This window comes from Paenibacillus sp. J22FR83 (assembly GCF_059691955.1).
In genome coordinates, this window is the sequence record NZ_JCAUAM010000001.1 from 176,898 (window position 1) to 200,234 (window position 23,337).

Consider the following 23,337-nt stretch of genomic DNA (forward strand, 5'->3'; position numbering starts at 1 on the left):
CCCTTTTTACATGTTCCTCCCCACTACAAACTCCCGTGGCATTGCGTCCTTACACGCAATCTCTATGACTGTCGTATCATCATCTCCATTGTCTGCAGCGAATCGACATCCCGAATAATCATCTTTCAAGACCCAGTTCCCTCTCAAGATGAGTCTCATCGTGGACGGAATGCTTTCCGCATGAACCCACTTGCGAGAATACACGCTAACTTCTACATGGTTTCCATCCTCATCATATTGATCCCATTCCTTGCCTTCATATAAGTGTAAATCGGGATCGACAGCGCTTATGATGAGTTCATCACCTGCTTCTCGGATCATGACCATTGCAGGTGTGTCTGTATCGCGAAGCCATCCCTCGTTAATACCTGCAATTGCTTCAAATAAAGCATAGGCCGTTGTTTGGTTCGCATGGTCTTTCACAATATGTGCGCTGCGATCTTTGCGCATCACGGTATAGGGCGCTGATTCCACATGTTGCATGTTCTTGCAGAATGTCTCGATATCGTCTCGATCCGTTTTCACAAGTATCGTATATTCGTAGCTCCCTTGTTGCGGTGCGCAGCCATGCCCCAACCAAGCGGCAGCAAAACTTCCTTGTGTATCCACATCGGTAGCCTGATGCTTGGAATGCTGAACGGTTCTCGATACCGACAACCTCTGTCCTGCAGGAATATAATAACCATTCTCCAAATGATCTAGAAGCCAGATAGATTCGTCCAAAACATGCTCATTCATATAGGGAAACTCACGAATCGGGCTATGACCATTCACCCAAATTGGACTACTCTGATCAGCGAGATGACTCTGAAACAGAGTCGTTTCGGTTGGATAGACCGTATTCGTGTTCTCGATATCGGAACCTAGACAAATAATGCGATTATCGAAGAAGAAGACAGATTTGCGAGCCCGGTGACTCCCTTCATATTTGGGATGCTCGTGCAGCTTCATCGCGAACATGCCGTTGCGCCCCTCCAAGTTCAATCCGCCCGCATACGTTTCATCGGATAGCAGCATTTCTTCGAACCCACTAAACGTATCTACGTTTCGGACATTGGACCGAAGTTCTGGTATTGGCTTATGCACAGTTGTTGTTCCAGGCCACCGGTTCCAATCCCAGCCATCATGACGGTAGCCGCTAGCCTCATTATTAATAGGCTCGCCTTGGCTCATAATTTGCACATGACCATGCGAAATATACCGGCCATAGAGGTTGGCGCTGACATAGGATTCGTTCGCCCACAAATAACGACTATGACCTCGTGCACCTACGAGCCAAGAGCCTCGGCGATGAATTGCTAACGCTGCGAAATTCATCGTCCAATGACCATTCGGATCTTCTTCTCGCGCAATTCCCATTCTTAGAAAATGGTCATAGGCTTCCGATTTCTCCTCGTCATCGTGCAGCCGCAAATAGGCAGCTGCCACCTCTTCGTCAACCGACTGTGACCCATCCGGTGTTCCAGCTAACGCCATATACCGGAATGGGACGACTTCCAATTGCCCTTTCCCCGTAGGATGGCGTGCAGACAGACTTACCAGCCATTCGTATTTATTCGTATACAATCGCATGGCGAGCAGTGCTTTGCGAACAGAGACGTGTGCGCGTTCATCGACTCGGTACGCAGTACCACTTAGCAGGTAGATGACAGGCGTAACGCCGAGGAAGCCACCTATGGCATATGCGGGATAATGATTAACATGATGATAGGCAGAACCGTCTGATTTGTAGGCGGACCTTAAGCCTGGGGCGGGTAATAAAGATTGACTGAGCCACGCACTGAATGCAGTCAACTCACTGACTTTCGTTGGCGAATCAGGCATGATTAACAGACTTGCCAAGATGCCATGAAGGGTCGTGTTGAAAATATCAATATTCCCTTCTATCTCTTCCAGCGGTGCGTGAATGCGCCCAGCCCCACTATACCAGTACATCGTTTGCTGCGTTCGCTCGAGCCGACCCGCTTGCGCTAGCTCATTTCGCATCAAGTATACAGCTGGATAGTAATTCCGATAATTGTAACCGAAATGATGAACAGTCCCTTGGGCGCTGCCATACGTCCATCCTTGCTCATCCAAATGATCAAGCATATCCATAAACATGTCTTGCAGCTCTTGTTTCCAACTCGCTTGATTGGTAGAACGATAACAGACGGCAATGTCCATCATAAAATCCGTGTACGCGGATAGTTGTACACCGTTCACGAGTTCTTTCCATCGTTCCCTCTCTTCCTTCGGCACATGGTCGAAGAACGGAAGGTCTATCGGCCTTCCTGATATTACATTCCCATTTCGAGAAATTTCAAGATTAGCAAACATCTCTTGAATTCTCAGCATGTCAACATGAGCCACTAAGCGTTCCTCTAGGATCAGCTTTTCGAATCGTTCGTGAGTGACCTCATGCGCCCTTTGATGCTCAGCGGATACAGAATCAGGCATCGCGTGCCTAGGCGCCAGTTCCTCAAATGCAAGCAAACTGAGCCAATGGGCATTCGCTTTCTGATCTGCCTCTAGATTAACGAACGGAACTTGCTTATCTCGCGTATGAAAACGAGGATCGATGCGCGTGTTCAGTATGAGCTGATTGATATACAACGTCCCCGTTCCGATTGACTTCGGTGCACGAATCGTCAACGTGTCCATTTCGGGATGAGGATCTCCTTGCATGTCTCTCTCATACGCTATCCAAGCCGTACGCCACCCGCGGAAATTCAGGTGGAAGTGGAACTGACAATCCACCCCATCCTTCCGTCCAAATTGAAAAGTAACGACATCTGCAATTGGCTCCTCGTTATATATCCATGCAACGAACGAATCCCGTTCCTGACTGATCGATCCCTCTTGATACGGATGGTAAAGCAAGGGTTCATTCACTTGCAGATAGGAGTTCGAGCTGTATCTCCATTGCAGACTATGCTTGCCGTATTTGTAATAGAGCTCACTTATAGCTAAGTGTGAGCTCCTATCACAGACCAATTGCGGTGGGATTTCATTATCGAAAGCTAATATCTTCATGCTCAATCCACCTAACCGTCGTTATTTGGTAGCCTGATAGCGGTCATATACCGTTTGGTAAATTTTCATCATTTTATCCAGACCCATATCATTCAATTTCTTCACGTAGTCGTCCCATTCTTTATCAATGCCGCCTGACATCATCCATTTGGCATACATTTTGCTCACATAGGCATCCACATCCGTCAAATAACGTGAGATTTGATCGTTTTCTTCGGCAGTGAAATAGGCTTTCGGGAATGAATCATTGACAAGAAATGGCGCGTAAACGTTGTCTATATCGATCTTAGTCCGTTTGCCTGAAGCAGCAGCTACAGCCATGTCACTTGTCGCCTTCGTGGTAGCCCATACGGAATATGCGGTTGGAGGTACTTGTTTGAAATCATCCTCATTCGCCCCTGTTGGAAGATTCACAACGTCGTACTTGCCATCAGAGCGCTCTTTCAAACTCTCGCCGCCAATTACACCTCTGCTAAGCTGCATAGAATTTTTGGCGTCATACATGTTATCAATCCAACGAATGGTTGCTTCGGGATTCTTATTCACATTCGTAATCGCGAATGAACCTCTCAGTAGAATTCCAGCAGGGTACTCCGCCCACACGGGTTTCTGTCCCGCTGGCCCTTTCAGTGGTGGAAGGGAAACGTAATCTTGGTTAGCCGGATTCCAGTCGAATGCGACGCCTACGATCCCTTTAGCGGTTTTGGCATTGAACACTTTGGCATCCTGCGTAAAGCTTTCCTGATCAACCAAACCCTCGGAAATCAATTTGTTCACATATTGGATGGCTGCTTTATATTCCGGTTGAACTGCCGTATAGATCACTTTGTTATTCTCTACGGACAAGTGATTGTTACCTGCTTTGTGAACATCACGATCGATGCGACCGAAGGCCCCGAACAAGGAGTTCACATCATTATTCCAATTTTGCAGAAAGGACATAGGAATCTGATCCTTCTTGTTGTTGCCTCCAACATCGTTCTCTTTGAAAGCTTTCAAGGTTTGATACAATTCATCGGTTGTCGTCGGCATAGGCAGCTTCAGCTCATCTAACCATTTCTTGTTGATGAACATCGTTGATTTCGTTCTGGAATATGTTTCATCAATGGTCGGCAGTGAATAGATATGTCCATCCGGCGCTGTTAACTGCTTTTTGTACACGGGATTATCTTGCAGCAGCTTCTTTACATTGGGCGCGTACGTATCGATATAGCCTTCCAATGGAATGAGAATGCCTTGAGAACCATATTTAACAACATCCGTATCCTCGCTCAAAATACCATGCGCATAGAAAGCGTCCGGCAGCTCGCCGCCGGCAAACAGCAGATTTTTCTTCTCCTGCCAACTGCTTCCCGGTGTCAGGTTCCAATTGATATGGATGTTCGTTTTGGCTTCGATATTCTGGAAGAACTTATAATCATTCAAGTCTTTGCCTGATGGTGGTTTAAACGCAGCAATGTTTAAGGTTAACTTCTCTTTGGCAATTGGAAAGTCAGTTACGTTAAGATTACTCGGTACTTGCGCTGCCTTTGCTTGCTGACCGTCTACCGTTGCTGCCTCCTTCTCTCCACATCCTGCAAGTCCAACAGCCATACTTAATGTGAGTGCAACTGTACTTAATCCCCATTTATGATTCATATCCCAGCACCATACCTTCCAATTCGATAATAGTTTACTTGATCAAACCTAAAGTTCTGTGACTATCCTTTTAATGAACCAACTAACGCGCCTTTCACAAAATATCTCTGAAGAAACGGGTACAAGATCATCATAGGTAGACTGGAAACGATAATAATGGCGTACTTCATCAACTCGAGCTTTTTTTGCTGCTCCTGAGAGCCGTCCATTAAATTCTGCAGGTCAGAACCTTCGTTCATAATAAGGATGTTCCGCAAAATAATTTGCAGCGGCTGCAAACCGTTGCTTTTCAAATAAATCAACGCTTGGAAATAGGAATTCCAATGTCCTACGGCATAGAAGAGTACCATCACCGCGACAATCGGCATCGCCAACGGAATTGCAATTTTCACAAAAAACTTAATGTTCGAGCAGCCATCAATCATGGCCGATTCGAGTACCTCCGTTGGCACGTTCGATTGGAAGAATGTGCGAACAATGATGACATTAAAGACTGAAACCGCATTCGGTAGAATCATGGCCCATGTTGTATTCAGAATACCGAGATCTTTCACTAGCAGGTAAGTTGGAATCAGCCCACCACCGAAGAACATCGTGAATACAAGCAGGAACATGAAGGCATTTCTTCCGACAAGATCTGTTCTAGATAGAGCGTAACCGGCCATAACCGTCAGCACCACATTTAGTGTTGTGCCGGTAACCGTGTACCATAATGAATTTTTAAAACCAATCCAAATGGTCGCATCGGCAAACAACCTTTTATACCCATCCCATGTCAATTCTTGAGGAAAAAATAACAGCTTTCCCGAGTAAACCAAATCTGGATTTGTTACAGAAGCGGTAACAACAAAATAAAGCGGATAGAGAACAAGTAGGAGCAGCATGACAATCAACGAATAATTGATAACATCGAAGGTCATGTCCGTCCTATTTTTAGCCAGCTTCATACATTTCCCTCCACCCTTTTACCATAAGCTCGTTTGTTTTAACGATTTGGCAATTTGGTTCACGCTAATTAATAAAATGAAGTTAATAACGGTATTAAACAACCCAATCGCAGAAGAATAGCTGTACTGTGCTTGTACAAGTCCTGCTTTATACACATAAGTTTGAATCGTCTCGGATGAATCAATGTTGAGTTGATTTTGCATCAAATACACCTTCTCGAAGCCAACGCTCATCATATGACCCATATTCATGATCAGCATAATGATGACAGTCGGCAGAATCGCCGGGATATCGATGTGGAAAACACGTTGTAATTTCGTTGCTCCGTCGACAACCGCTGCCTCATGATATTCTGGATTCACTGACGTCAGCGCTGCTAGATAAATGATCGTTCCCCAGCCAATATTTTGCCAAATGCCGGAGAAGACGAACACCGTCTTGAACCAGTCTGCACTGCCCATAAAAAAGATAGGCTCGATGTTGAATACACCTAGCAGACTGTTTACTGCACCTGTTTTGGGAGACAGAAGCAAATACACAATCCCGACGACAACAACGGTCGAGATAAAATGCGGCGCATATGTAATCGTTTGCACAAGACGTTTGAATCGCTCGTTAGTCAATTGATTAATCATAAGCGCTAAGAGGACTGGAGCAGGGAATGCCACGAGAAGCTCAAAGATACTGATGCCCAGCGTATTTTTGATAATCGTTCCCAGTTGATACGATTGAAAGAACCGTTCAAAATTATCGAACCCCACCCAAGGACTACCCATGATTCCTTTAATCGGATTGAAATTTTTAAATGCGATCTGCACACCATACATCGGGACATAATGAAAAATAATAAAGTAAGCAAGTGTAGGCAGTAGAAGCAAGTATAAATCATAGTTACGAATGATTCGTTTGATCGTGAATGACATTTTTTTATCACCTCCGCTGTTTCTTCATGGTTGTATCTAACCATCCCCACGACCGTCGGTAAATAAGTGAAATCGCCAATTCACGTATGCTAAATTTATTGGGAGCACAATCGCCAGCCTGATATGCCAAATTTGAACCACATATATGCTGTTTTCAGCCTATGCAACCTATTTTAATTGCTTTCGATATTCGCCAGGCGTTAGACCCACTTGCCCTTTGAACGTACGGATAAAGCTAGACACATCATAATAGCCAATCTGTTGGACAATCTCCTTGACAGACAGGTTAGGATTTTGAAGCAACCGTTTGGCCTGTTCAATTCTGATCTCTTTCAGATATTCCATGACTGTGCGGCCTGTTTGTTCTTTATAATAGCGGCTCAAATAGGACAGGGAGAGCGTGAAGTACTCGGCAATCTTTTGCACAGAAAAATCATTATCACTATAGTGTTGGAGCATGTACTGGTTGATTTGATCGATTATTACGGCAGGGGATGCCGATTTGGGCTCATCAAGGGAAAGACATAATGTGGTGCAAGCGGTCGTGAGTACATCCGCAATTTCATCTAATGTTGTATAATCGCTCAATGTTAAAATGTCTGGCAAACTATCGATTGTGCTTCCTGCTCTTCTTTTCTCTAAGCATGTACTGAACTTATGAATCATGTCATAACACAGCTCTTTGGCGATAAACAGTGTCATCCCGCTTTGTTTCATTGTCATCGCGATGTGTTCGACGCAGCTAGTAATCTGAGTGACTTCCCCACGCTGCAGTACGATTTCTAATTCATCTAGTACACGTCTAGGATTCAATAAATTCGCATGATCATGTGCCATGAGGTCATCGAAGAAGATCACTCGCTGATTGCCTTTGATCATTTTATAATCAATCGCCGTTGATGCTTCCAAGTAGGAACGCCCCACTTGCGTCAGCTCCCGATAGCCATTACCAATCCCTAGCGTAATCGGGATATCAAACGTTTTACTCAGATGTTCATGCAACTCATTCAACCACATCTTGCGATCCAAGGGATTGCCTCCCCAAGACACAATAAAAATCGCTCTTCGTTCTTCTAAGCTGCTCTTTACATGTCCGACCGCTTCTCCACCGAACTGCCGCTCTACTTCTGCAATCAACGGCTCTCTATAGAACAATTGGGAAACGGGGAGCTCTAAGATCATCACCATTATGTCTGGAAAAGGAAACATAACTCCCACCTCTTCTCCCCGTTCGTTCACATCGTCGAGTGTTTGATATTCTCCTCTCAGTAAACTACCTAGAAAATGATCTCTTATCGCTGAACGATTTTCTTCCAACTTGCGTCCTAAGGATCGGTTTGAGTCGGCAAAATCATTGATCATAGAACCAATTGCTTCGAATACGTTTGATTTGTGGATGGATTGACCTCGAAATGTTTCTACCAAAGCTGCTAGTTTTTTTACTGGGTTGTAATTGAAAATCATTACAAGGTATAAGAATGCGCTTCCAACTACGAAAATAAATAGCAAATAACTCATCCATTTCACAATGGCTTGATTGACAGGGGCAACGACAGAAGCATAAGGCAGCATGATCGCATAGGTTAAGCCACTTTGCGTGGATTTCTGGGTTGAAATCACATACTTCTCATCGTGAAATTTTGGCATATGCCGTTTGTCCCCCCCTTTTACAAGGTGGTTATAGAGGTCGGGGAATTTCAAGTAATCTTCTTGTTTATAGGCAGAGATTACCCTGCCTGACGGATCGAAAACGATCGCATTGCCATTCGGCAGCACCTGATCAGGATTGAGTCCTTTGAGCAACGTATCCTCTTTTAACTCAAACAACACCGTACCATACGGTTTTTGGTTCCTTATCGGAATGGGCACGATGTATGAAATCAGCCGTTGTGTGGGTAACCCCTCCATCTTAACGTCCTCTGCTGGTCGAAGCGTGGTGGTGTTCACATGGTTTAAATCATCCTTAAATTGTTCTGCGTTCCACTCGGCAAAGTGGTAAAATTTGCTGGCAAAATCATTAACCTGATACGTGCTTAACGATGTATATAACATCTCGGACCCGCGGATATGCAGCACAATTTCACGAATACTGTCATCGAGAACTTTACTCTCCAGTATCTTCTTCCCTTGATAGCTGCTAAACATATCCTCTTGTGCAAGCAGATACGGTGACAGCTCTGGGGCTTCCGTTATCTGATTAGCAATTTTATTCATCAGGATGAGTTTGTTATCCACTTCCCGCTGCAGGCTGTTCAGAAGCGATTGATTGTTTCGCTCCACTTCGTCCCCTACAATCGTAGATAATTGAAGGTACCCTGTAATTCCTAGAAAAAGCATAGGCAGCAATAGCAGCAATGTAAAAGAAAACAAATATCGGTTAAACACCGTCATCACCTTGCGTCTATATCTCGTTAACTTCAGTATCATTGTTTACGTCCATCCTTTGGGCTGTGACATGAACTTATGTTTCTCATTATGCCTAGTTTCACGAAATTCCAATAGGTGAATGTTTTATACCCCTATACATGATGAACGATATCCTATATGACGCCACGGATAAAAAACAGTGAGTATCCGATTATGCGGATGCTCACTGTTTAGTGCGGGGATAGTATATCCCATTGCTTTCTACTTCTACTTCTACTTCTACTCTACCTCTTACCTCTACTTCTACTTCTACACATAAATCTTCCTCCACCGCCAAAAACTAATTAGATGGATTTTATGTAGTTATTTCTGCTGATTTTCGCCATTTCGGAGCATTAGATGGATTTTCTACAGTTAATTCCCTCTATAAACCACCAATTCGCCATTCTAACTCAAATTAGATGTACTTTTTCCATTTAATTGCTAAATGCCCGTCTAAACCGCTAGATTAACTGTACTTTTTACATCTATTTGAAAGCTAGCTACTCCATTGAGCACTACTTCCACCTCTACTTCTACTCTACCAAAACTTCTACTCTACCAACACTTCTACCATCCAAATCTTCACATATTTTAACTATCTGACTCTGCCTTCCGCTCATACCAGTACCCTGGGATGCCACGTTCCAAACGCATTAGTGCTTCCAGATAGTAATAATCGCCCCAAATCATGTAGTCATCCAAGCCGTTGTTGCCTCTCACATGATAGGAACCGTGTTTCAGCAAGCCTTCCGCCTCTTCGCCAATGGTTGCATAGTTGTTTACTAGGGAATGCATCGTGTGATTCAATCCCTGCTGGATCCAACCTCGATCCCCATCCTCTTCTGGCAGAAGATCCAGCAGCTCCAGCATTCCGCAGGCGGTGATAGCCGATGCCGAGCTGTCGCGACTTGTATTCGCTTCAATCGGCACGTTGAAATCCCAATAGGCAATATGATCTTCTGGGAGATGATCAAGGAAATAACGTAACAAACGCTTAGCCGTTTGTAGGAATACCGGGTCCTTCGTGTACCGGTAAGATAGGGCGAAGCCGTAGATGCCCCACGCCTGACCACGTGTCCACGTCGAGCCATCCGTGTAGCCTTGGTGGGTACCGCCACCGAGCGGCTCGCCTGTCTCCGTATTGAAATAGAACGTATGATACGAAGAATCATCCCCGCGTACCAGATACCTTCGGGACAATTCAGCTTGCTTGTAGGCGACTTCAGCATATTTCGATAGTCCTGTTATTTCCGAAGCCCAATATAGCAAGGGCAAATTCAGCAAGCAGTCAATAATGATCCGACCGCCATTCTTCTCATCGTTTTCCGGACCCCACGCTTGTAAGTAGCCACCTTGCTCCCGCCATCTGCCTAACAAATGATCCGCCGCTTGCAGCGCAAGCTCACGAGCACTCTCGTTCTTCTCTATAATCCATCCCGCTAATGCGGATAGTCCATACAGGAAGCCGATATCATGGTGCTCTAAGCATACTTTCGCTTCCAACCGCTGTTTAAAATTTGCGATCTGCCCCTCTGCTTGTTCTCGAAAGAATGACTCTTGACTGTACTCATAGCTCAACCAAGTAAGTCCTGTATGAAACCCTTCAATCCAATCTTCGTTCGCAGACCAAGCATACCGCTTCTCATTAGTGATATGTGGAAAAGTACCCCGATGCACCTCCAAGTTTCTGCGAATTTTGCCGATTGCATCTTCAATTGCCCCACGCCACATCGCTGTCATCCTCCCTATTTGCCCGTTTCATATTCATTATGTCAACCCTCAGGCCAATTCAAACTTATCTTTTGTACGATCTAACCAGCCTTGCAGCTCTTCCTCTAATGACATCAGAAGATCCGTATGTGGCCGCTCGCTAAACACAATAGGATTCAGTTGATAGGGATCCTTCTCATGCTCATAAAATAAACGCTGCACGTCCGCGCCTGGCGCATACCCTTTATGCACGACATAGGTATATTGTTTTGTGCGAATTCCCCGCCAACCAAACATCATATTGTCTAATCCAGCAGCAGCGAAAAGCTCCATCGCATCCTTCCTTCCTGGGAAGGCAGAAATGAATGCAGAAGTAACGTCCGTATGGCTTATTCCGAGAAGATCCCCAGAAAGATCAAGTCCTTCTACTGTCGCAGGAACGGCGACTCCGATCAGCCCAAGCAGTGTAGGCATAATATCGACACTATTAAACAGCAAATCCGTGCTGCCCTCTTCAATTGTTCCTTTCCAATTCATCAAGCAAGGAATCGCGATGGATTCCTCATGCCAAGAATGCTTCGCCATGAGGCCGTGTGAGCCCATAAGCTCTCCATGATCCGATGTGAGCACAATCAGCGTATTTTCTGCAAGTCCAAGCTCTTGCACTTCACGCCAAATCCGCCCAAACTGCTCATCCATGCCCGATATCGCTGCGAAATAATCCTGTGTGTACCGAAGCAGCGCCTCATCTCCGCTTTCAAAAGGTTCCCCCGTATGCGCAGCCAGCTGCTCCGAGTTCACATTGGGACGCAAGCTCAACTCCCGACCACGATAGAGTTCCTTGTAGCGTTCAGGTACCAGCTCAAAGGGGCTGTGCGGCGGATTCCATGAGACAAATAACGCAAATGGATCCTTCTGTTCTCTCCCTCGTGTCCGAATAAAATCCAGCGCCACATCCGTCTCATGCTCCAATGACCATTGGTCAACCTGAATCATCTCCGGCGTGTCTTTCCAATAATGCGGCTTAAGATGATGATCATAGGCACCGTACGAATACCAGAAATCAAAGCCGTGCCGTTTCGGCCCTGGCGGTGTATACGCATCCCATTCGCGGGCGCCAGATTCAGGCTCAGGACACGTATTCTGCTCAGGTAAGTCCAAATGCCATTTGCCGATATACCCCGTTTGATACCCCGATGCCTTCAACGCATCTCCGATACCTACCTCTTCGGGGCTCAGCATAATGTCTGCACCGATTTTACAGTTCGTATAGACACCGGTTGATTGCGGATATTTACCTGTCATCAGCGCAGCCCGGTGCGGCGAGCATAGAGGCGTACAAGAGAGCGCATGGTTAAATACTAGACTCTCCTCCGCGAACTTATCGATATTCGGTGTGATAACGGAATCTTCGCCCGTAAACCCGACAGCCTGCTTACGCCATTGATCCGCAAAAATATAAATGATATTAGGCTTCATCTGGGACTCACCCTTTAACCGCTCCTGCGGAAATCCCTTCAACGAAATGGTCTTGCGCCATAAAGTAAATCAGAATCGTTGGAATAATGGCGCACACCGCTGCTGCCATTAACGGGCCGTACTCCGTTGCATGCTCGGATTGGAAATGCTGCATGCCGAGCTGGAGTGTGAACAAACTATCTGAATTCAAGTAGATTAAAGGCCCGAGGAAATCATTCCACGCATGCATGAAGGTAAAAATCGTTAAACTGGCAATCGCCGGGCGCATCAAGGGAAGAATAACCCGCGAATAAATACCGAACTCGCTCAGTCCGTCAATTCTCGCTGCTTCTGAAAGTTCTTCCGGAATGGCCATAAAGAACTGTCTGAACAAGAACACGCCGAATGGACTAAATGCTCCAAGAAGAATCAGCGCCCAGTGTGAATCCATCAGCCCAATTTTCTTCATTAGCATAAACTGTGGAATCATCATGACTTGATAAGGGACCATCATCGTCGCCACATATAAGAAGAACAATTTATCGCGTTCAGGAAATTTCACTTTAGCAAACGCATACGCCGCCGTGGAACATGTAATAATTTGCAGCAGCGTGGTCAGCACAGCGATTTTAATCGTATTCAAGTAATAGGTGAAAAAGGGAAGTTCTGTCCATACCTTGCTATAATTCGACCAGTAGAAGTGGCTTGGTATCCACTGAATCGGGAAGCTGAATATTTCTGCCTCGGATTTCACAGATGCGGAAAGCATCCAAAGGAAAGGAACAACCATGGACAAGGCAACCACCGTAACGACGAGATATAACACCGTCTTTCTAACTAATGCGCCAAGCTGCGGGCCCTTAGACAATCTCATGGTTATTTGGCTTGATTCTAACTGCATACTCATGCTGGTTCCTCCTGTCTCTAACCCAATTAGCTTGTTAGGAATAGTTCACCCAACGTTTTTGTCCTCTAAATTGAATCAACGTAATAATGAGAATAATCGTGAATAATACATAAGCCATCGCCGATGCGTAACCGTATTCAAAGCGTTGAAATGCTGTGTAATAGATGTCGTAAACCAACATATGCGTTGAACGACCAGGTCCTCCTTTGGTCAGGACGAACACGAGATCGAATACTTTGAAGGAATTGATGATGCCCATTATTATCGTAAAGAAAATGACAGGAGACAGCATCGGTATCGTAATTTTACGGAATTGTGCGACTTTACCTGCACCGTCAATTTCAGCTGCTTCATACAGATCTTTAGGAATCCCTTGTAAACCTGCTAAGTAAAGTACCATGTAGTAACCAATCGAATGCCAGATACTAACGATAATGACGGAAACCAGCGCCCACTGCGTCGAAGCGAGCCACATTGGTGGATTATCTATCCCAATACTTCTGAGGATTCCATTAATGGGCCCCATGGTCGGGTTATAAAGCAATTGCCACACGACCGCTACAGCAATCGTTGCTGTAATGTGCGGCAGGAAAATCGCCGTTCGGAATATTTTAACGCCTCTCAAGCCTTTGTTGAGGGCGACTGCTGCCAAAATCGCTAGGAACAATGTCACTGGTACGGAAACAGCTGTCATAATTAAACTGTTAAGCAGGGAAATACGGAACGTTTCATCGCCCCATAAGTTGATATAATTCGATAGTCCAGCCCATTTAATTTCGCCAAATCCATTCCATTCTGTGAAGCTCATGAGGAAGGAAGCACACACTGGCAAGCAAATGAAAATTAAAAATCCAAGTATATTGGGAAGCAAAAATGTATACCCTGTCAACCGATTACGTCGTAATGCTTTGCTTGTAACCTTCATATACCCCACCCCTATTGAAGCAATCGAGCCCCACCTTCATTCGGTGAAGCCCGACTGTTTCTGTTCTATGACTTATTACTTGCCTGCTTTGTATTCCTTGGCATATTTATCCGCCCATTCCGAAGCAACACGCTGACCGATTTTTTGAATCGCTTGATCAACCGTTTGAGCACCTGTTAATGCCATTTCGCCTTCTTGCTTGTAGACACTGTTCACTAGAATGTTTTTCACACCAGGCAGCAGCGGATATTCCGGATATTCTTTTTGTTCCACGAAATAATGGATGTTCTTAGGTTTCAAGCTGCCGTCGCCGATGTAAGTCTTACGAATATCATCGTTGATATACCCTGTAAGGAAGCCTTTTGCCGCAAATTGCTTCGCGCCTTTCACACCCGTCATGAATTGCACCACTTTGAACGCTTCTTCTTTGTGCTTGGAATTTTTACTAACCATCAAAGACACTGGTGTTGCTAAGCTTGTATTAGCAGCTACGCCTTCTGGGTGTGGAACCGGCACTACGTCCCAATCGAAGCTGATTTTCTTCTCTGTTTCTGCTTGTCTAAGCTGTGCCACATGCCAATCCCCAATAAGGTTCATCGCGATGTTTCCTTTTTGGAAAGCTGCGTTGTAATGAGCGGACGTTGTAATTTGTTCAGCCCAGCCCATGATCGAGCCGTCTTTTTCCATATCCATGCGGAATTGAAGACCCTTCTTGAACACGGACAAATCTTTATCGATAATGGAAGCGCCTGTTTGAACACCTTGCATATACCACGTTTGTGCCCATGGATGTACGAATGCGCCATACACTTTATTCGTGCCTTCGCCTTTCGTCATCTTCTTCGCCAAGTCACGGAAATCGTTCCAGGTCATATCCGCTTTCGGATAAGCAACGCCTGCTTGGTCGAACAAGGTTTTGTTATAGAACAACATCCAGTTGGATTTCCGATACGGAAGTCCGTATACTTTGTCGTTGACTTTTAACGCATCGTATAACGGGCCAAATCCGGATACATCCACGTTCGCCTTTTTGACATAATCATCTAACGGCTCTAGAATACCAGTATCCAAGAACACGTCCATCGTACCGCCGAACAAATCCATATTCTCACCCGAGGACAGCTGCATGCGAAGCTTCTCGTAATACTGTGCTTGAGGAATGGTTTCGAATTGCACCGCAATATTCGGGTTCTCTTTGCTAAATTCGGCATAAGCCGTTTTAAACGTTTCCAAATCATCCGGCAGTACAGTTGCTTTCAAATTGACTTGTGTCGCTTTGGCCTCTGGGGAAGTGGTACTTTTATCTCCCGACGTTGTCCCAGCGGAACCGCATCCTGCCAGCAATCCCATCAGCAATGTGCCAGTCACACTCAGCTTCAAACTTTTTTTCATTGGACACTCACCCTTTTTTTGATATGATTTGTTTGCGTTTTCTTAATTTGAATTATACGTAGATGCCACGTCGCCTGACAGATGAATGTTTTATTCCCCCTTTTTGGCGGAAGAGAAGGAAGTGATCCGATGCTATTCGTTACGCTCGTCCTATTAATTTTCACCATTTTGTTCACGTATAAAAAGTTAAACCATGCGTCCACCCGCTTCATGTACGGCATTATCATCGGCTGGGTGCTTTCATTCGTAGCCTTCACCTTGTACTTGAGTAAGTTCAATTACTACTTCAATGTCATACACAGCTTCTTTGATTTCAGCCCTGGCACATGGAACTACTTGGTTCTAACCAAGTTTAACCCTAATTGGCTCATTCGCATGTTGAACGTTGGCGTCGGGCTGTTTTACTGCTCACTTCTTGGCTTTGCTATTGCCTTCACCCGTAGTCTCAGCCTATCCAAGCAGCGGTTTGTTTATGGTGGCATTTCCCTCTTCTTTATCATCGAGACAGCGTATTATGATCCTGCCTTTCATATTGCACTCAGTCATTGGATCGACAGTCTGCTGTTCTTACATACGATCGAAATTATCTTAATGAGCCTGCGCTACCTCATACTTATTGTTGCTTTTGGCGTGCTCATCAACTATTATTTGAATTATCCGAAAATTAGATTTATCAAAAATTTAACCTTGTATCATGTTCTGCTTTTTATTCCGCTCGTCGTCATCCATATATTTATTTTCTCATGGGCCCCGAAAGTATTGGTCAAGGAAACGTATTTGAAAGGCTATTTCAACTATCTGCAGCCACCTCTTGGCTATCAGTCCATCTTACTTCCTGTGTTTCCATTTGCCATTTATTTAACACTCGTCTTGATGATTTATTTGGTATACAAATTTAACGCCATTGAGAATTACCGCAAGAACCGCGATATTCAAATTAATAAAAGCATCGACACGGCCACGCTCGGAACGCGCGCTTTTACGCATGCTCTCAAAAATCATTTGATCGGCATACAGTCCGAAGCGGCCTATCTCAAAGAGCGTCATGAAGCGGACAGCGAGTCGGTCTACAGTCTTGATCTCATCTTGCAATCGTCGCAGTCGGCGCTCACTAGTATTAACGATGCTGCCGATAAATTAAAAAATATGAACCTGAATCTCCAGCCGATGTCCATTGATTCTCCAGTAGAACAAGCTATTGCTCGGTTAAATGAACAAACGAGCAGCTGCATAGTCGACTATTCGCCTGGTGCACTACCCGCTACAAGCTATATTGATTCCGGTCATTTGACCGAAGCCATCTATAACTTGCTCCTCAATGCCAGTGAATCCCTGCAGTTCCGCAATGATGGGCGGATTGTTATCGAGCGGAGCCAGCAAAATGGCTGGGCGCTCATTCGTATTGCCGATAACGGACCTGGCGTTCCCGAGGAGCATCTGGAGGCCATTTTCGATCCTTTTTTCACCACGAAAGCTTCTGTAAATAACTGGGGGATCGGCTTGTCCTACTGCCACAAAATCATCCTAGGCCACGATGGCAAAATTGTCGTCGAAAGCAAGAAAGACGTTGGAACGACCTTTACGGTGTTCCTGCCCATGATCTAAATAGCCGGACAGCTGACGAAAGGGGATCCCTCATTATGACACAACAACCTATCCGTATTCTCATTGCTGATGACATGGAAGCCCACATCAGAAGGCTGGAAAGGACTTTCGCCAAACATGATGATTTCGCCTGTGTGGCGCGAGCTTCATCGGGACATGATGCCGTTATTCAAGCAGCCCTTCACCAACCGGACGTGATTCTCATGGACATCGAGATGGAATCTCAATTTGCAGGTATTCAAGCAGCCAAAGTAATTAACGAGAAATACCCAAGCATGAAAGTTATTGTACTCACTGTGCACAAGGATGAGAATTTTATTTTTGCCGCCTTCCAGACAGGCATTACGGACTATTTGCTCAAAAATGCTGCTGACATTGAAATCATGGAAGCCGTGCGCTCCGCCTATATGAATGCATCGCCAATCCGCCCTATGATCGCCGAGAAGATACGCGAAGAATTTGCACGCGTGAAGCGAGTGGAGAGCTCCCTGCTGAATATTATTCAAATTATTTCGGAGCTTACGCCGAGCGAATTACAGGTCTTGAGGCTGCTGTGCGAAGGAAAGAAAAGGAAGCAAATTGCCGAGGAACGCTGCGTCGAGTATGAAACAATCAAGAAGCAGATCAACTCCATTCTCAAGAAATTTCAAATGGCCGATTCCGCGATGGTGATTCAAACGATTAACGATTTGCGCATTTTCGAGGTTATGAAGAAGCTGTAGGTGAACGGAGTAGTGCATGAAATGGAAAAAGTACATCTATTTACTACAATTATCTGCGAAAATTCGATTTAGATGGAAAATATGCAGTTAATTCCTCCCATTTGGTTTAAATAGAATAATATGGTTGAAATTAACTGCAGTTTTTCCATCTATCTTGTGTTTTCTCAGAGAATCGAGTGATTTAACTGCATAAAATCCATCTATTTGCCGGGAGCATAGACAAGCGGGCGCTGGGCGGCCTGGGCGCTCAACTTGCGCACAAGATTTGTGCGCTAGCGGACGGCCATCAAGGCTAGCTCTGCATTTTAATCCAGTCGCACCTACGCTAACGCCCCATAAATCACAGCTCGCAGTCGCGGATGTATAAAGGGCTCCTGGCTCGGCAGCAACTGCTGCATGTACACGACGGACAGCTCTTCCTTTGGATCGACCAGCATGTACGATCCAGCTAGACCAGTCCAACCGAATTCACCAATGGAGCTGTTGATGCCGCCTGCAGCGGGATCCATCATGACGCGAACGCCTAAACCGTAGCCATACCCACGCATTTGCGGCCAGTTGAAATCCTTCAGTTGCTGCGAATTTAGATGATTGGTCGCCATCAATTGAATCGTTTTCGAACTTAGAAGCCGCACCCCTTCATGCTCCCCGCCACTCGCGAGCAGCTGGGCAAACCGGCTGTAATCCCCGATGGTCGAGAGTAATCCGCCTCCACCGCTCTCGTAGCGACTTCCAGGTTGATAGCTGGCGTCCGTCTTCGTATTAGGTGCAAGCGCCCCGTCTTCTGGACGATCGTAGATGGTGCATAGACGATCCCGCTTATCTTCCGGTATCCGGAATGAGGTATCAATCATCCCTAACGGACCCAAAATTTCCTTTTGGAGAAACTCTCCAATGGTTTGCCCTGTCAACACTTCGATGAATGCCGTCAGCACATCATGACTGAAACCATATTTCCAGCGCGTGCCGGGGTCGAATTCCAGCGGAATGGACGCCAATCCGCCTGCTAACGTCTGCATGTCTAGCTCCTCTCTTTTCACCTTCTCCAGCAGGGAACGGGTTTGTCTTTCGGTTTCCGTCCCATCCCCAGGATAGGTAAGCCCGGAGGTCATCGTGAAGAGATCCTTAATTAGAATCGGACTGCTCACAGACGATAATGACTTCGTACCATTCCCGTTATCACGGAATGTCTGTAAATTTTTAAATGCAGGCAAATATGATTCCAATGGATCGTTAAGCAGATACAGACCTTTCTCATACAGCATCAGAGCCGCTACACAAGTAATAACCTTCGTCATGGAATAGATCCGGTAGATCGTATCTGGCGTGATCTCCTTCTTCCGCTCCAAATCCGCATAACCTAGGGTTTCGTTGTAGATGACTTCTCCCCGCTGCACAACCGTACAGGCACAGCCTACTGGTCCCTTTTCTAGAATTCGGCTTAGAAGTGGCGTCAATCGTTCATTTAATCGCTTGTTTGGGGTCATTTTGCTATTCCTCCGGTCTTTTTCTGTTTCTGTTACGTTCAGATCATATTTTTCATTCTAGCTGTTTTTAATTATGGGTACAAATTTAAAATCTCATAAATCTGGCTTTCATTCGGATACAGGAAAAAGCCCTACGATTTCTCGTAAGGCTTAAAACCAATCCCATTACACTACTCTCTTAGCCACAAAAGTAAGATCATAAACATCAATCACGCCGTTCTTATCAATATCAGCTTTACTTACCTCCGCCCAGTTAGCACTTGTCGAAGAAGCTCCAAAGTGATAAGCGACGAATCCTAAGTCAGCTACGCTGATTTTGCCATCCGGAAGTCCACCTATGCCAGCAATGTCCCCTGTACTAGCCGTGATGAGTTTACTTGTGAACAAGGCAACAGCTTGGCTAATTTGTACGACTGCCTGATCCAATTCGGCTTGCGTAACATCTGGTTTACCCAAAGTAACTTCCGCAGCGGCAATGACCGCTTGCAACGCTGATTTCGCCCCCGTGATATACTGGCCATTCGAATAGCCCTCCACTGCTCCGGCAATCAAATCTTGGGCATTGTGCAGCGCAGCCTCGAGAATTGTTTTATTCAGTATTGCCGTAACGTTGACTGTTTGTGCGATCGGAGCAACTTGCCTTTCATTCCCGGCTCCGTCTGCTAGTAGGATGGGACCAATCCCAATTGTAGCCCCGCTCGCCGTGGTATTCGTTGTGAAAGTAAAGCGCAATACGGACACATCGCCATTTAATGCGTGGTTAGCGTCGGTTGTCGCCAAGAGGAACCTCTCGATACCCGCTGGAGTGCTCGAAGTCTGGTTCAAGATAACCGTGTTTGCTGCAAGTGGCTGTGCGTCAATCAATGTAAATACCTGATTATCATAAGTTAGCGTTACATCCTGCGCTGACACATTGCGTGCTCCCTTTAATTCGTAGTCAAGCGTGTAGGTTTCACCTGTTTGCACCTGAGCGCCGCCCGTCAACACGGCAACCGGTGTCTCAACAGTGACTGCTCCTTCTACTAATCGGATAACGCCAAAGCCAGATGTGTCCACCCAACCCGAGTCAGTCGAATTGTTCCACATAGCCACGCTATTTCTTGTTCCAATGCCAGGATCATCATTAACCTGAACATCGAAGCCCATAACATGACCTTTCACCGGAGTAATTTTATTCCAACGGATTGCAGCTTCTAGCCGGTACCCAAGGATACTATTGTCTGTTCCGTATACCGTCTTGGTAACCGATTGCAGCTGATCTCTGAGGAATGTCCCTCGTGAACTGATTTGATTCAAGTAATTGAAGCGAATTTGTGCATCATCATTCTCGTACAGGCTGCTTTTGTGATTATTCTCATCAATGAATAATTCGACAGAATCTTGTAAGTGAGTCTGAGCATTCGTTGCGCTTAACACCGGGTCATCCACTTCAACCAACACGTATAAATACTGATCGTCCCACTGGGTACGGAATTTTCCTTTAGCCCCTTGTGCGGTTGAAGAGGTCGAGTACCGCTCGGTCGTCTGAATACTGCTCTCATTCCAGCTTGAGTCAATCTCTCCGTCAATAATTGGTGTACCTTTTCTGGATTCTGCATATAAAGAGGCCGTGGTAAACTTCAACAACCCCACGTTAGCCATCGTGACCGCTTGCCCTCCCGATGTGTCATTCCAATGAATCGCGTCTGTTCCATTGGTTACGCTAACATCAAACCCTATGTTTTTACCTACAGCAGGTAAGGAGCTATCTAATGGCAATCGGAAGATCCCTTGATAACCGCTTGCTGCCTCCTGCAAATAGCTGTCAGTCCCTTGAGCTTGCAGCCTGCTATACGTATACGCATGATCGTCCTGATCATATATCGGCTTTCTGCCGTTATTTCCATCTACGAATAACTTCACTGCATCCGTTGCACTTACGGTACTATCCTCTACTTCTACTTTGACATACAAGGCATTGTCATGCCATAGCGTTTTGAAAGAAGCTTGTGTATACGCGCTGCCTGTAACGCTTACAGGTGTCATATAATCCCACACTGGATTAGTTAGTCCTGCAGCATCAATCGTTAACGCCTCACTTTGCTCAGCATGAATCGCTTGAATGCGTACTGGCAGCTTACTTGGATCTACCAACGCCCAATAAGCTGACTTCGCTCTTAACGATTCATCGAAAAGCAAGGGAAGATCCTTACGATTACCTGGCGTGCTGTCTAACCAAGTACGATCATCAGCCAATCCCCAAAACGTAATTCCTGTAATATTCGCTTTATACTTATTGAATACTTCGAACATGTCTTTGTATTGATACGCTTGCTGAATGAGCAATGCGTCCACGATCTGCTTATCGGTGACAGCATCATACTTTTCAGTAGCATTTTTGTAGATGGACATATCCATCTCGGTAATCTGAATATCAATGCCAAGTGCGGCTAGCTTCGCCAATGTACGATCTACCGTATCTTTATCCGGAATATAAATCGTATTATGCGTTTGCACGCCGATTCCATCAATATGGATGCCTTTAGCTTGCAGGTTCTGAATCATGCTGATGGTGAAATCAAGCTTAGCTGTTGATTCAAATATGCCGAATTCATTATAGAATAACTTGGCATCTGGATCAGCTTCATGCGCATATTGAAACGCTTTCTCAATAAACTCCGGCCCCGCGATATTGTACCAATTCGTTCTGCGGAATCCATCTGGCTGACTGGCGTCGATAGCTTCATTTACTACATCCCAGGCATAAATCTTGCCTTTATACCGCTCAACGATCGTTTTAATGTGGTTTTCTAATCGCGCATATAGCAATTCTTTGGTTGCAGGTTGGCCTAATGCATCGACAAACATCCAATTGCCTACCCCTTGATGCCAGACTAAGGTATGCCCGCGTACTTTCATCCCGTTCGCTTGTGCGAAATTCACATATTTATCGGCCGTATCAAAAGTAAATACCCCTTCTGTAGGCTGCAGATAAGATGGTTTCATGGAATTCTCAGCAGTGATGCTATTGAAATGCTTCTTAACCAAATCACTGTGTACATCACCATTCAAATAATCTGGTGGTAAAGCAACGCCAATAGGGAAGTCAGCCGCAAAAACATCCTTCAACGAAGGGATATTGGTTTCGACAACCTTAGGAGGAAGCACTTTCTCCAGGACGCTGACATCATCCAAGTAGAAATCAGTCCCCGTACTCGCCGACTCGAAATAAAGATCCAGCGACGTCAATGTACCGCTATAATCCAACGTGAATGCACCAGAGATTTGCTTCCACTCCCCACCTTTTGCCGTTACAGAAGCAACACCTTGGTAGGAAGTTACGCCCGTAATGACCTTCTGGAGACTTAAACTAATCTTCTCTTCCTTCCCCTCCGGAAGTCTTACCCAAGCTGACACCAGGTAGGTCTTCCCCTTGACTAACTTACTTATCATCGGCTGCATGACGCCTTTCCAGTTCGCACTGCGACCTGAAACCAAGAGACTTTTCGTACCATTATAGACAGGTTGTGGTGCATAGACTGCTTGGAGAACGACCCCGCTGCCCCGTATTTGCCAAGGGCTGACCCCGACCTCCATACCCGGATTAGAGATCAATTCATTAGGCTTTTCCAAAAGAACCGCATCATCTACATAGATATCGAAGGCATCGGTTGCGGATTCCAAATACAGCGTTAAGTTCGTAATCGCTCCTGAAGCTTCCTCCAATACCTTGTAGGTTGCTTGAATTTGCGTCCATTGACCGGCTACCAAATTCTTGGCAGATCCAACTCCCTTGAACACACTGGGCTTCGTGCCCCCATCAATGCTCTTATCCAGCGTAAGCCGGATCTCCTTCCCGGCACCAGCCCCATCTACTTTGACCCAAATACTAATGTCATATTCACTGCCTACGTTCATCTTGCCGTATACGGATTGCTGCACACCGCGAAACGCAGCTGTACGTACTACCTTCATGCTGTAATTTCCGGTGTGAGCATCATTGCTGGCTGTAAGCGTTGAATTTCCACGCGCTGTCCATCCATTCACTGCTCCAGACTCGAAGTCAGGGTTCGTAAACAGGTTTGACGCAATTTGCCCTGAGGGCACTGTTGGATCTATAGCCGCATTTCCTATTAACGGATGTAGGAGCGACAAAACCATTATGAAGGTAATAAACAAGATGAGTTGGAGACCTTTCATTTTACCTGAAAACATCATT

At 45.5% G+C, this 23,337-nt stretch carries 14 protein-coding genes; 2 read left to right on the forward strand and 12 right to left on the reverse strand.

Annotated elements, in window-relative coordinates; all coding sequences use genetic code 11:
• Positions 1 to 6: 6 nt before the first annotated feature.
• From AC58PV_RS00630 to AC58PV_RS00675, 10 genes are all read right to left on the reverse strand, one after another.
• Positions 7 to 3,015 carry a chondroitinase family polysaccharide lyase gene (locus AC58PV_RS00630; protein ID WP_497430360.1) on the reverse strand — a complete coding sequence of 1,003 codons (3,009 nt, stop codon included), beginning with the start codon at positions 3,013 to 3,015 and terminating at the stop codon, positions 7 to 9.
• Positions 3,016 to 3,036: 21 nt separating this feature from the next.
• A complete protein-coding gene (locus AC58PV_RS00635; protein ID WP_497430361.1) occupies positions 3,037 to 4,653 on the reverse strand; it encodes a type 2 periplasmic-binding domain-containing protein in 1,617 nt (538 codons plus the stop codon).
• 62 nt (positions 4,654 to 4,715) lie between these two features.
• Complete coding sequence (locus AC58PV_RS00640; protein ID WP_497430362.1) at positions 4,716 to 5,600, reverse strand: carbohydrate ABC transporter permease; 885 nt, start codon at positions 5,598 to 5,600, stop codon at positions 4,716 to 4,718.
• An 18-nt stretch (positions 5,601 to 5,618) separates the two neighbouring features.
• Positions 5,619 to 6,524, reverse strand: coding sequence for an ABC transporter permease (locus AC58PV_RS00645; protein ID WP_497430363.1), 906 nt, complete (start codon positions 6,522 to 6,524; stop codon positions 5,619 to 5,621).
• Between the two features lie 168 nt (positions 6,525 to 6,692).
• Complete coding sequence (locus AC58PV_RS00650) at positions 6,693 to 8,951, reverse strand: helix-turn-helix domain-containing protein (RefSeq protein WP_497430364.1); 2,259 nt, start codon at positions 8,949 to 8,951, stop codon at positions 6,693 to 6,695.
• Between the two features lie 573 nt (positions 8,952 to 9,524).
• The gene (locus tag AC58PV_RS00655; protein WP_497430365.1) at positions 9,525 to 10,664 is read right to left on the reverse strand and encodes a glycoside hydrolase family 88 protein; all 1,140 of its coding nucleotides are present in this window, start codon (positions 10,662 to 10,664) and stop codon (positions 9,525 to 9,527) included.
• A gap of 48 nt (positions 10,665 to 10,712) precedes the next feature.
• Positions 10,713 to 12,122: a sulfatase family protein gene (locus AC58PV_RS00660; RefSeq protein ID WP_497430366.1), complete on the reverse strand. Its 1,410-nt coding sequence runs from the start codon at positions 12,120 to 12,122 to the stop codon at positions 10,713 to 10,715.
• Between the two features lie 7 nt (positions 12,123 to 12,129).
• A complete protein-coding gene (locus AC58PV_RS00665; protein ID WP_497430367.1) occupies positions 12,130 to 13,008 on the reverse strand; it encodes a carbohydrate ABC transporter permease in 879 nt (292 codons plus the stop codon).
• Positions 13,009 to 13,042: 34 nt separating this feature from the next.
• Complete coding sequence (locus AC58PV_RS00670) at positions 13,043 to 13,933, reverse strand: carbohydrate ABC transporter permease (protein ID WP_497430368.1); 891 nt, start codon at positions 13,931 to 13,933, stop codon at positions 13,043 to 13,045.
• Between the two features lie 75 nt (positions 13,934 to 14,008).
• Entirely contained in the window at positions 14,009 to 15,325 is a 1,317-nt protein-coding gene (locus AC58PV_RS00675; RefSeq protein ID WP_497430369.1) for an ABC transporter substrate-binding protein, read from the reverse strand.
• 129 nt (positions 15,326 to 15,454) lie between these two features.
• Here AC58PV_RS00675 and AC58PV_RS00680 point away from each other — a divergent pair, with 129 nt between their 5' ends.
• Positions 15,455 to 16,930, forward strand: a complete 1,476-nt coding sequence (locus AC58PV_RS00680; RefSeq protein WP_497430370.1) for a sensor histidine kinase — start codon at positions 15,455 to 15,457, stop codon at positions 16,928 to 16,930.
• 35 nt (positions 16,931 to 16,965) lie between these two features.
• A complete protein-coding gene (locus AC58PV_RS00685; protein WP_497430371.1) occupies positions 16,966 to 17,652 on the forward strand; it encodes a response regulator transcription factor in 687 nt (228 codons plus the stop codon).
• A gap of 320 nt (positions 17,653 to 17,972) precedes the next feature.
• On the opposite strand, the gene AC58PV_RS00690 is transcribed toward AC58PV_RS00685, so the two are convergent.
• Both AC58PV_RS00690 and AC58PV_RS00695 read right to left on the reverse strand, forming a co-directional pair.
• Positions 17,973 to 19,139 (reverse strand): serine hydrolase domain-containing protein, encoded by a 1,167-nt coding sequence (locus AC58PV_RS00690; RefSeq protein ID WP_497430372.1) that lies wholly within the window; start codon positions 19,137 to 19,139, stop codon positions 17,973 to 17,975.
• Positions 19,140 to 19,304: 165 nt separating this feature from the next.
• Positions 19,305 to 23,336 (reverse strand): endo-1,4-beta-xylanase, encoded by a 4,032-nt coding sequence (locus tag AC58PV_RS00695; protein ID WP_497430373.1) that lies wholly within the window; start codon positions 23,334 to 23,336, stop codon positions 19,305 to 19,307.
• Position 23,337: the final 1 nt, after the last annotated feature.